Annotated in this window: 8 protein-coding genes; 7 read left to right on the top strand and 1 reads right to left on the bottom strand. The window is 44.1% G+C overall.

The genetic code is table 11. The features are described from left to right. The first annotated feature begins 41 nt into the window (after nt 1-41). The 6 genes from AS158_RS03760 to AS158_RS03735 all read left to right on the top strand — a co-directional run bounded on the left by AS158_RS03760 (nt 42) and on the right by AS158_RS03735 (nt 8,219). Entirely contained in the window at nt 42-2,198 is a 2,157-nt protein-coding gene (locus AS158_RS03760; protein WP_012896067.1) for a hypothetical protein, read from the top strand. After that, nucleotides 2,195-3,067 (top strand): sugar ABC transporter permease, encoded by an 873-nt coding sequence (locus AS158_RS03755; protein WP_012896066.1) that lies wholly within the window; start codon nt 2,195-2,197, stop codon nt 3,065-3,067. The genes AS158_RS03760 and AS158_RS03755 overlap by 4 nt, the downstream gene beginning before the upstream one ends. Beyond that, the gene (locus AS158_RS03750) at nt 3,064-3,885 is read left to right on the top strand and encodes a carbohydrate ABC transporter permease (protein WP_012896065.1); all 822 of its coding nucleotides are present in this window, start codon (nt 3,064-3,066) and stop codon (nt 3,883-3,885) included. The genes AS158_RS03755 and AS158_RS03750 overlap by 4 nt, the downstream gene beginning before the upstream one ends. A 12-nt stretch (nt 3,886-3,897) precedes the next feature. After that, on the top strand, nt 3,898-4,788 hold the full coding sequence (locus tag AS158_RS03745) for a glycosidase (RefSeq protein WP_012310846.1): 891 nt from the start codon (nt 3,898-3,900) through the stop codon (nt 4,786-4,788). 15 nt (nt 4,789-4,803) lie between these two features. Next, the gene (locus AS158_RS03740; protein WP_165304515.1) at nt 4,804-7,836 is read left to right on the top strand and encodes an alpha-mannosidase; all 3,033 of its coding nucleotides are present in this window, start codon (nt 4,804-4,806) and stop codon (nt 7,834-7,836) included. Between the two features lie 203 nt (nt 7,837-8,039). Continuing rightward, nucleotides 8,040-8,219 carry a hypothetical protein gene (locus tag AS158_RS03735; RefSeq protein WP_012310848.1) on the top strand — a complete coding sequence of 60 codons (180 nt, stop codon included), beginning with the start codon at nt 8,040-8,042 and terminating at the stop codon, nt 8,217-8,219. 80 nt (nt 8,220-8,299) lie between these two features. Here AS158_RS03735 and AS158_RS03730 read toward each other — a convergent pair whose 3' ends face one another. Next, the gene (locus tag AS158_RS03730; RefSeq protein ID WP_038052178.1) at nt 8,300-9,229 is read right to left on the bottom strand and encodes a DUF4382 domain-containing protein; all 930 of its coding nucleotides are present in this window, start codon (nt 9,227-9,229) and stop codon (nt 8,300-8,302) included. Between the two features lie 307 nt (nt 9,230-9,536). On the opposite strand from AS158_RS03730, the gene AS158_RS03725 reads away from it, so the two are divergent. Beyond that, a complete protein-coding gene (locus AS158_RS03725; protein ID WP_011943512.1) occupies nt 9,537-11,978 on the top strand; it encodes a glycosyl hydrolase family 65 protein in 2,442 nt (813 codons plus the stop codon). The last annotated feature ends 53 nt before the right edge of the window (nt 11,979-12,031 follow it).

The raw sequence follows: 12,031 nt of genomic DNA, 5'->3' as shown, positions 1-12,031 counted from the left end.
CCCCCATCTTTTAGTTCCCCGAAGAAGCAGGAGGTGGGGAAATGATAAAGAAAGTTTTCATCTTATCTTTTTTCATAGCGATCGCCGGTTTTTCAATCTCTTTTAATCCATCACACCTTGAATCTCTGTCCCAAAATTTTTTTCTGGAAGGACAGGAAGTGAAAGGTTACTGGGTTTATGCCGAAAAACGCGGAGACAAATATCAGGTTCTTGGAGCAAAGGGTGAAGGAGATTTTTGCGTTGATGATGTGGCGAGGGTGGTTCTTCTCTACAGTGAAGCTTACGAAAAAACCGGAAAGAAGGAATACCTCGATCTTGCAAAGGAGGCTGCGAGGTTTGTTCTTCGAATGCAAGCATCTGATGGTCTACTGTACAACTTCGCTTACTTAGATGGAACAATAAACAAACATGGTCCAACGAGCGCAAAAATCCCCTCTTCATGGTGGACCCTAAGAGCGTTTTGGGGATTATCAAAACTGGCTCAGTTTACGAAAGATGAGGAAGTATTGCGTTCCATCCAGGCTATCTATCATGCGGTAAAGAAATCTCCGCCGGAGACATCTTCACGACTTGCCCTTTTTATACTTGGATTGTGTGAATACAATAAAGTTTTTGATGTGAAAGAGGACATAAAAGAATTTGCTGATAAACTCTTAGATTTTATTCGAGAGGATTTCGTGGGGACGTTCTTCTCAGTTTATAAAGAACGGTTTTCATGGAACGGATGGGGAAATCATTACGCAGAAGCCTTAGTGGAAGCGTACATTGCAACGGGGGAAGAAAATTATCTGAAGGTAGCAGAAAAAATGCTTGAATCACAGGTTCCTTTGTTTCTGGCAACTGGGCTAATTTACTCCATAGACAGATACGTTCATCTCTTTCCTGAACTCTCCTATTCCTTGGATTGCATTGTAACACCCCTGGTAAAAATCTGGGAGATCACAGGAGAAGAAAAATATGCTTATCTGACGTCCCTTGCCGCTTCATGGCTCTTCGGGGGAAACAGATTGGGTGTTCCTATGCTGGGTCCAAATGGAGAAGGATATGATGGACTGGAGTATTTACACGTAAACAGAAATGCCGGTGCAGAGTCCACAATCTGCGCGCTGAGAGTTGTGCTCCACGCGATGAGTTTGCCTTATCGATATCAGAATCTTATAGAAAATCCCCATATTGTATCAAGGAAAGGATTGATTGTATTAGAGGCCGAATCCGGGAATCCAGGAATATCCGATGTGAAGATTGTTACTGGGGATTTCGGAGGGGGAGCAGCTGTCACCTTTAAAGGAAATGCAAGACTGAAATGGGAAAGTCAGAGAGTATCAGGGAAATATAGAGTTTTTGCGAGTGGTAATTTCTCGGATGTAAGCTTAGCAGTTTATTCGAATATGGGTGAAAAGATAGAGAAAAATCTCTCTGGTGATGGTATTTTCTACGTTGGAGAAATTATGCTGGATAACAGTTTGAGGATTTCTCTATCTGGAAGCGGCTTTTTAGACCAGTTGATACTCGTACCAGAAAGATATGGAATTAGTTTTAGAGAGGGTGAAAAAGTGAAATCGGTTTTCTTTGATCTCCGAGAAAACAGGTTGTATTTGGTTGAAGGTCAGGTTTTCCAGGAGGAAGAATCAAAAAAACAAAAATTGACTTATAGAGTATCTTTAGAAGTGATCAGCAATTACGCTATCTTGAATCTAGAAGAAATATTCAACAATGATGGATTTGGAACACCAGTATCACCAGGTAATTTCGATAATCCTGCAGGAATAGTAGGTGCTTATTTCCCTGCTAATGAGATTGAAGAAGGATTGATCTTTGTGGAAAGTACTCCATTTCTTCTTAAGGTTTCTGGTCTTGATAATGTGAGATGTTTTGGACAGAGAATATCGTTGGAAGAGGCGATCCATGTGAAAAATCTTCACTTACTTATGGCTGCAAATCACGGGGACTATGAGATTGAAATTTTTGTGGATGATAAAATGTTCAAAGTTACGGCCACTGATTGGTGTATCCTTCCAAAGGAATTGATGTTCGATTATAGATATATCGCCAGTGGGGAAAAACAGAACATAAAATGTGGTCTTGACCTGATAAGCATACCTGTTGATACTCCTATAAAAGAGATAACCTTACCCAACGCTCCAAATGTGCATGTATTTGCCATTACCCTTGAGTTTGGTACGGAGGGAGAAAGATGAGCCTCAGAAGAAGAGAAGCAAGGCTCGGGTGGGGTCTCGTCTCTATCTATTTTCTATACACCGCTATTTTCTGGGGATATCCGTTTGTCTGGATGCTGATACTCGCCTTTTCACGATGGAAATTCGTGGGATCTCCTAAATTCGTGGGGCTTCAGAATTTCTTCAGGATCTTCGAAGACAAGATGTTCTGGAGGGTCTTTCTGAACACGATGAACTTTCTTTCCTATTTCATACCCATGGTTTTCATCGCGTCGATTCTGTTTGCAATCGCTCTGAACCGCATGAAGTACTTCAAGACGTTTGTGACTCTGAGTTTTTTGGTTGCCTATGTATCATCAGGTGTTGCGTACTCAATCATGTTCCAGAGAATATTCTCAGAAACAGGCCCCATAAACAGATTTCTTTACAACGCGTTTGGAATCACGATACCATGGTTCACAGATCCACAGCTTGCAATGTTGACTATAGCGATAATGGTCACTTGGAAATTCGTCGGGTACTACGGTCTCATTCTCTACTCAGGACTTCAGGCTATTCCCAAATCTATATTCGAGGCGGCGGAACTGGATGGTGCAACTTCCTGGGTGAAGTTCTGGAAGATCACACTTCCTCTACTAAACCCGGCAATTGTGACGGTTTTGATACTCGCTGTGAACCTCTCCTTTGGTATATTCACAGAGCCATACATGATCACCGGTGGAGGACCGATGAACAGAACTCTCACATTTATGCTATACATGTACAACACCGCCTTTCAGAGAATAAATCCAAGCTATGCGACGACAATAGCGATTATGACAGCATTGATAAACTTCTCCATTGTGATCTTCATCAGAAAAGTCATTGAAAAAGAGGTGACCATCGTATGAGAAAAAAATTGGGTGAGATCATACTTCATGGGGTGATGATTCTTCTTGCCTTGATCTGGATATACCCGTACGTATGGCTTTTTCTTTCGTCTATAAAGCCTCCTGAAGAGATATTCACACGATTTCTTCCCTCCAGAATCACTCTGGAGCACTACAAGTACATCTTTACAATGGCAGAGAAAATGGAAAGACCATTTTTGAGAGCTTTTTTTAACAGCTTGTTTGTAACTCTCACAGTTACTTTCTCTGTGGTTTTCACTTCTTCCATCATTGCCTATGGACTTTCAAAGTTGAGATTCAAGGGAAGCAACGCTGTCTTCAACTTCATAATTTTCCAGATGCTCTTTCCTGGGTTCATGTTCATAATCCCGTTGTTCGTTCTCATAAGAAAGCTTGGTCTCTACAACACTTACTCTGCCATGATCATTCCGTTTCTGATGAGTGCATGGAGCCTCTTCATGTTAACACAGTCCTATAAAACGATTCCTCAGGATTACATAGAAGCCGCCAAAATTGATGGTGCAAGCACCTTATGGATAATATTTAGAGTGATGGTACCTCTCTCCAGAAGCACACTCTCTATTGTAGGTCTTTTCACGTTCATAGGGATCTGGGACAATTTCCTCTGGCCTCTGATGGTGGTGAAGGATTACAACAAGATGCCTCTCTCCGTTTTGCTTGCCACTTTTAACCACGAATACGCAGCCTATGTGGGGCCATTGATGGCAGGGTCTGTGATACAAACTCTTCCAATGGTTCTCATCTTTTTGATTTTCAGAAAGCAATTCCTTCAGGGAATTTCTATGTCTTTCAAGTAGAGGAGGGAGAACATGGAGCTGAAACTGGAAAGACATCCGGCAAACCCCATTCTGGAACCTTCTCCGTACTTTCTCTGGGAGAGCAGGTTTGTTTTCAACCCGGCTGTGGTCTACGACGGAGAGCTCTTTCACTTGCTCTACAGAGCTCAGGGAGAGGACATGGTTTCAAGAATCGGATACGCTGTGAGCACCGACGGAATCCACTTCAACAAATTTGAAAAACCCGTCTTTGCTCCCAAGAGTGATGATGAACTCTATGGAGTGGAAGATCCCAGGATCACGAGGATAGGAGACGAGTACTACATGGTTTATACCGCCTATTCTCCACGTGGTGTCAGAATCGCTATGGCCTCCACGAAGAATTTCATCACCTGGAAGAGGTACGGTGTTGTGATACCAGAAGTGGACAACAAAGACGCGGCTCTATTTCCCGAAAAGATAAATGGAAAGTACGTTATGTTCCATAGAATACCGCCTGACATGTGGCTCGCGTTTTCCGATGATCTCGTGCACTGGGACAACTTTGTGAAGATTGCTTCTCCAAGGCCTGGAATGTGGGATGACCTGAAGATCGGAGTGGGTGCCCCTCCCATAAAGACTGAGTACGGCTGGCTTGTTCTCTACCATGGTGTGCAGAACACGGGTACTTCCAGACCCATATACCGACTCGGGTTCATGCTGCTCGATCTGGAAGATCCCACGAAGGTGATAAAGAGATCACAGGAACCCATTCTGGAACCGGAAGAGGACTGGGAAAAGTTCGGAGGAGTACCAAACGTGGTCTTCAGCGATGCGATGATAGAGTACAACGGTTACTACTACGTCTACTACGGAGCCGCGGACAACTGCATTGCTCTTGCAACAATTCCTGTGGAAAAGGTTATGAAATGGTGTAGAGAATAACAGGAGGAAAAAGTTGTGAAAGGCCGATTGTGGAGAATGCTTTCAGAGATTGTTCCGTATACTGTTCTGAGAATAGAAAGAATAGAAAGCTGGATTTTCTCCGATGGTGCTGTTGAGAGAATCGTGGATCCTTCCTTCGAATGGGACTTCAGCTCCGCTCCCGTCTGGTTCAGGAAAGAGCTAGAGCCTTTCTCTGCCGCTGGAGAGCAGAGGGCCTACCTGAAACTCTGGTTCGGTGGGGAGACCCTTGTTTTTGTGGATGGGAAGCCTTACGGTGAGATCAACGAGTATCATAGGATGTTGAACATCACCCCCCTTGCTGATGGAAAACCACACACGATAGAAGCTCAGGTGATGCCAAGAGGTCTTTTTGGAAGACCGGAAAAACCGGTGTTTACAGAAGCTTTCTTCATCGTCGTTGATGAAGCACTGATGAAGGTGGTGAAAACTCTCGAACTCACCATAAAAACGGCAGAAGTAATAGAAGATGAGTCACTTTCTAAGAAACTGCTGGACATCTCCGAGAAGTTTCTCTCGAAAGTGTGGATCCCAAGAGACACAGATACCTATCTGATGACAGCACCGGAAGATCCGGGAATAAAAGATGAGATCAAAAACACCTGGAACACACCGGAGTTCAAAGAGTTCACAGGTGTGAAGCTTTCTGAAGAGTTGAGAAATCAGATTCTGGAAGAGTTCGAAAAATTCAAAGAAAAGCTGGATAGAATAAGAAAAGACCATCCGAGTTTTGGAACGATTCACCTTGTGGGGCACGCGCACATAGACTACGCCTGGCTCTGGCCAGTTGAGGAGACGAAGAGAAAGATCCTACGCACTTTCGCAAACTCTGTGTTGCTCTCTAAGCTTTATCCGGTGTTCGTTTACACTCAGTCTTCCGCTCAGATGTACGAGGATCTCAAGCAAAATTCACCAGAACTTTTCGAGGAAGTCAGAAAACTTGTAAAGGAAGGAAGATGGGAACCCGTTGGTGGCATGTGGGTGGAGTCGGACTGCAACGTTCCATCGATAGAGTCGCTTGTGAGACAGTTCTACTATGGGCAAAAATTCTTCGAAAGGGAATTCAAAAGAAAGAGCAAGGTGTGCTGGCTTCCAGACGTGTTTGGGTTTTCCTGGGTGCTTCCCCAAATTCTGAAAGAAGCCGGGATAAAATACTTCGTCACCACGAAACTCAACTGGAACGACACGAACGAGTTTCCGTACGATCTGTGCCGCTGGAGGGGAATAGATGGATCCGAAGTGATCTATTTCAGTTTCAAAAATCCCAACGAGGGGTACAACGGGAAGATAGATCCCGATACGATCTACAAAACCTGGAAGAATTTCAGGCAGAAGGATTTCACAAACAGAGTCCTTCTTTCGTTCGGCCACGGTGATGGCGGTGGCGGTCCAACCGAAGAGATGCTGGAAAATTACGAAGTTCTGAAGGATTTTCCTGGACTGCCGCGCCTTGAGATGGGAACTGTGGAAGAATTCTTCAAAAAAATGGATATCGACGGAGAACTTCCTGTGTGGGACGGAGAGCTTTACCTTGAACTTCACAGGGGAACCTACACTTCACAGTCCAGGACAAAGAAACTTCACAAAGAAGCGGAAGACAGTCTTTACCTTGCGGAATTGATTTCTGCTTTCACGGATAAAGATTTTTCTGACGAAATAGACGAACTCTGGAAGATTCTGTTGAGAAACGAATTTCACGATATTCTACCTGGTTCTTCTATAAAGGAAGTCTATGAAGATACAGAAAAAGAACTCAGACATGTGATAGAAAAATCAAAAGACATCGTTATCGAATCTCTCAAAGTTTTTTCTTCTGAGAACGAAGAGGTTTTAACCCTTTTGAACGTTTCCTCTTTTCCAAAGAAGTGTCTTTTCTTCCTCAACGAAGATCTCGCGATTTCCTTTGAAGGAGAAGCGCTCTTGAAACAGAGAACTCACGATGGAAGGTATGTGTACTTCATAGACAGGGAGATTCCTCCGTTCACGAAAGTAGAACTGAAATTTCGCAAAGCCACGTTTGAGGAAACTCCAAGTGAGTTGAGAGAAACAAACATCATGGAGAACGAATTTCTCAGGGTGCACGTCAACGATGACGGAACAATTCAAATCTACGACAAAGAACTGGACAGGTACGTTTTCGAAGAGAAGGGAAACATCTTGAAACTTCATAAAAACATCCCTGCCTACTGGGACAACTGGGATATCGCAGAAAACGTGGAAAAGACAGGATATACCCTGAGGGCGAAAAACATAGAAAAAATAGAGTCTGGCCCTGTTCGAGAAGTGATCCGTGTTGAATATGAATCAGAAGGAAGCAGGATCACGCAGCATTACATCCTTTACAGAAAGAGTAGAAGGCTCGATATAGAAACGAAGGTAGACTGGCACACAAGACGAGCTCTTCTCAGAGCTTACTTCCCAACAACTGTTCTGTCGAGAAAGGCAAGGTTCGATATCTCCGGTGGTTTCATCGAAAGGCCCACACACAGAAACACCAGTTTCGAACAGGCACGTTTCGAGGTGCCGTTTCACAGGTGGATGGATCTCTCCCAGACAGACTTCGGTGTGTCTATTATGAACGACGGAAAATACGGTGGCAGTGTTCATCAGGGTACTATGGCGCTTTCACTGATAAAAGCGGGTATTTTCCCCGATTTTCTCTGTGACGAGGGTAAACACAGTTTCACCTATTCTGTCTACGTGCACCCTGGGGACAGCTTGAGAGATGTTGTAAAAGAATCAGAAGATCTCAACAGATCTTTCATCGTTCATCGCGGGGTGTTGAACCTCCCCTCTCCTTTACTGGAGATCTCTCCCCAGAATTTCCGTCTCACTTCACTGAGAAGGGTGAATGGCAAAATTGTTCTGAGGCTTGTTGAGATCTTCGGAACATCAGGAAAACTTTCCATTAAGACCCCGTGGAACGGTGAAATCTACCAGACGAACGTTCTGGAAGAGAAAAAACAGAAAGTCACCTTCCCAGTGGTTTACCATCCGTTCAAGATCTACACTTTTGTTGTAGAAGGTTGAAGGTTCAAACTTGTCACTCGAGAGCGGGGATGGCACCCCGCTCTTTGATCAACCTAATTTTTCCTGTGTAAACACCCATAAATAAAGCCTTAAACGATTCTTCTAAAATGTGTTCTTGATTTGTATCACTGTTATGTTATAAAAATAACAGGACAGAAGAAATAAATGATAAAAAGGCATGACAACAAAAAGGAGGTGAAACTATGATGATGTTCTTGCCGCCGGAAGTTGTTAGAGAGATCCACGAAGAGAGGGTAAAGAAAGCTCTCGAAAATCTCAAAGCCATCGAACTCAAAAAAGAACTCCTTGAAAAGGTAGTGAAAGAAGAAAAGAAAGTCTCCTCCAGAAGGAGGAGAAGAGAGAAAGAAACAGTCGAAGTGTAAAGATTATTTACCCGCCATCTTTAACGATCTGCCTTCCCAGATATCCTTCTTCGAGTCTTCCAGGCATCCCTCCCCTACTTTTAATCACCGAGTGCAAGTTCTATCAGATTTGAATCGAAAATGTAGGTGATCGTCGAGTCGTTGAGATAGAACGTTTCTGATGCGAATGGAGAGAGATCTGCTAGTATGGTTGAAATCTCATTATTTGCGTTTTCCATATCGTCTTCGTCTATCTCCAATTCTTCATCAGTGTTAGCGACTTCATTTTCCTCTGGAAGTTCAAAATCGGTGTACACACAAACGGTGTAAGTGGCTTCTTTCAGATCTTCGAAGTCAAAATGATCGTCTGTGATTTCAAGATTCACGAGTGTACCGGAGCAGGTTTCTCCCTCAAAGAGTGCCACAAGACATGGTGTTCCTGAAAGTGTTTCTTTCAACCTTCCTTCCACCTCATACCTGTGTTCCTCTCCCTCACCAAAACCGTACTCGTTCCTCTCTCTGTGGTGATATGGAATTATAACGGGCCTGAGCAAGTATTTTTTGTTGTTGCCCGTGGTTGCGATTTTGAGAGATCTTGCCACATCGAAGTCGAGAACGATCGAGTCGCCGTTCTGCACTATAACAGGCTTTATGATTTTGATCTTTCTGGAAGAAACCCTAACAGTCTCTGTTGAACCGTTTGTAACAGCAGTGGCGGCATCGATGTAGAGTCTGATCCACTCGAGATTAGCGCCCTCGGGCAATTCCATCTCGAAGAACTGAACTTTAGTTCCAGCAAGTGAGAGGAGATCGAACTCATTCTCCAGCAGAGCAGCGGTAGCAGTGTACTCTTCTCCATCCAATGAATAGTGGTATTCCGCGTTTGAAATTTTCACCAGTAATTTTTCGATGTTGAAAGTTGGGTTGTCCGTGAGATACACAGGAGCTTTTACGGTGTTGGTTCCGGTTGTGAAAAGCACACATCCAGCCAGCAAACTCAAAATCAGAACTGCCCAGAGCACGTATTTCATGTTCTCACCTCCTCCAAAATATATTTTAACTCATTAATGGTTTCATAATAAATATGTGAACAAATTATCTATTAATAGCCTGTATGTTTTCGATCTTAAACACTAAGATTTTTGCCCACTAATAAATTATCTTTTTTGATTTCGTCTAATAAATACCGGAGACTGGAACCGCGGATTTAGAAGAAAATGGTTTCTTTTGAAAAATATTCGCCGATACTTGTTTCTGCATCCATCTCTTCAGATTTTGAATGAAAACATTTTCAGAATAAAATACCAGAGACAGAAAAAGTGAAGAGAGGGTGATAGCGTGCGATTCGGTTATTTTGATGACGTCAACCGTGAATACGTGATCACAACTCCTCAAACTCCGTATCCATGGATAAATTATCTGGGAACGGAGGACTTCTTTTCCATCATATCTCACATGGCAGGGGGTTACTGTTTTTACAAAGACGCGAGACTCAGAAGAATAACGAGGTTCAGATACAACAACGTTCCAACGGATGCTGGAGGAAGGTACTTTTACATCAGAGAAGAAAATGGAGATTTCTGGACACCCACGTGGATGCCTGTGAGAAAAGATCTTTCCTTCTTTGAAGCGCGCCACGGTCTTGGATACACAAAGATCACAGGTGAAAGGAACGGCCTGAGAGCCACCATCACCTACTTTGTGCCAAGACATTTCACAGGGGAGGTCCATCACCTTGTTCTGGAGAACAGAACGAACACGCCGAGGAGGATAAAACTTTTCTCCTTTATAGAGTTCTGCCTCTGGAACGCTCTCGATGATATGACGAACTTCCAGAGAAACTACAGTACGGGTGAAGTGGAAATAGAAGGTTCTGTGATTTACCACAAGACAGAATACAGAGAAAGAAGAAACCACTACGCGTTCTATTCTGTGAATCAACCGATAGATGGTTTTGATACAGACAGAGAGTCCTTCATAGGTCTCTACAGCGGTTTTGAAGCTCCTCAAGCGGTGGTGGAAGGAAAACCCAGAAATTCCGTCGCGAGCGGGTGGGCACCGATCGCTTCACATTACTTAGAGATAGAACTCGCTCCATCCGAAAAGAAAGAACTCATCTTCATTCTCGGGTACGTAGAGAATCCAGAGGAGGAAAAATGGGAAAAGCCCGGTGTGATAAACAAAAAGCGAGCAAAAGAGATGATAGAGAAATTCAAAACAGGTGAAGATGTTGAGCACGCCCTGAAGGAACTCAAAGAATACTGGGACGACCTTCTTGGAAGAATACAGGTAGAAACCCATGACGAAAAACTCAACAGAATGGTGAACATCTGGAATCAGTACCAGTGTATGGTCACGTTCAACATCTCTCGAAGCGCTTCGTACTTCGAGTCTGGTATCAGTAGAGGAATAGGTTTCAGGGACTCGAACCAGGATATCTTAGGTTTTGTTCACATGATCCCGGAGAAGGCAAGGCAGAGAATACTCGATTTGGCCTCTATCCAATTCGAGGATGGAAGCACTTACCACCAGTTCCAGCCGCTCACCAAGAAGGGCAACAACGAAATAGGAGGAGGCTTCAACGACGATCCGCTTTGGCTCATTCTCTCAACGAGCGCTTACATCAAAGAAACGGGTGACTGGAGCATACTGGACGAAGAGGTTCCCTTCGACAACGATCCGAACAAAAAGGCATCACTCTTCGAGCATCTGAAGAGATCTTTCTACTTCACTGTGAACAACCTCGGTCCCCACGGTCTTCCATTGATAGGAAGGGCCGATTGGAACGATTGTCTTAACCTCAATTGTTTCTCGAAAGATCCCGATGAGTCTTTCCAAACAACCGTCAACGCTCTCGACGGAAGGGTAGCGGAGTCCGTCTTCATAGCGGGGCTCTTCGTTCTTGCTGGAAAAGAATTCGTGGAGATCTGCAAAAGACGAGGACTTGAAGAAGAAGCGAGAGAAGCAGAAAAACATGTGAACAAAATGATCGAGACCACTCTGAAATACGGCTGGGATGGTGAATGGTTCCTCAGGGCGTACGATGCCTTTGGGAGAAAGGTGGGAAGCAAAGAGTGTGAAGAAGGTAAGATCTTCATAGAACCACAGGGAATGTGTGTTATGGCAAGTATCGGTGTGGACAACGGATACGCGGAAAAAGCTCTCGATTCTGTCAAAAAATATCTCGACACACCCTACGGACTCGTTCTTCAGCAGCCGGCGTACAGCAGATATTACATCGAGCTTGGTGAGATCTCGAGTTACCCACCGGGCTACAAAGAAAACGCGGGGATCTTCTGTCACAACAACCCATGGGTAGCGATAGCCGAGACTGTTATAGGTAGGGGAGACAGAGCCTTTGAGATCTACAGAAAAATCACACCGGCTTATCTCGAAGACATCAGCGAAATACACAGGACTGAGCCGTACGTCTACGCTCAGATGGTTGCCGGAAAAGATGCACCGAGGCATGGAGAGGCAAAGAATTCCTGGCTCACGGGGACTGCTGCTTGGAGCTTTGTAGCGATCACTCAGCATATACTCGGGATAAGGCCTACTTACGACGGCCTGGTGGTGGATCCCTGCATCCCGAAAGAATGGGAAGGATTCAGGATCACAAGAAAGTTCAGAGGAAGCATCTACGATATAACGGTGAAGAATCTCTCTCATGTTTCCAAAGGAGTCAAAGAGATCATTGTTGATGGAAAAAAGATAGAAGGACAAGTACTTCCAGTTTTCGAGGATGGAAAGGTGCACAGGGTTGAAGTTGTGATGGGCTGACCTTTTGTTCTCCGATGATATAGTACAGACGAGGGGGTACTCCCCCTCTTTTT

The organism is Thermotoga sp. 38H-to (assembly GCF_011057665.1).
Classification (GTDB): domain Bacteria; phylum Thermotogota; class Thermotogae; order Thermotogales; family Thermotogaceae; genus Thermotoga.
Note: the sequence above shows the minus strand (reverse complement) of the source record. Positions and strands in the feature narration are given on the sequence as shown.

Coding starts and splice junctions, on each gene's coding strand:
- AS158_RS03760 (WP_012896067.1), top strand. CDS start 42: ATGATAAAGAAAGTTTTCATCTTATCTTTTTTCATAGCGATCGCCGGT.
- AS158_RS03755 (WP_012896066.1), top strand. CDS start 2,195: ATGAGCCTCAGAAGAAGAGAAGCAAGGCTCGGGTGGGGTCTCGTCTCT.
- AS158_RS03750 (WP_012896065.1), top strand. CDS start 3,064: ATGAGAAAAAAATTGGGTGAGATCATACTTCATGGGGTGATGATTCTT.
- AS158_RS03745 (WP_012310846.1), top strand. CDS start 3,898: ATGGAGCTGAAACTGGAAAGACATCCGGCAAACCCCATTCTGGAACCT.
- AS158_RS03735 (WP_012310848.1), top strand. CDS start 8,040: ATGATGATGTTCTTGCCGCCGGAAGTTGTTAGAGAGATCCACGAAGAG.
- AS158_RS03730 (WP_038052178.1), bottom strand. CDS start 9,229: ATGAAATACGTGCTCTGGGCAGTTCTGATTTTGAGTTTGCTGGCTGGA.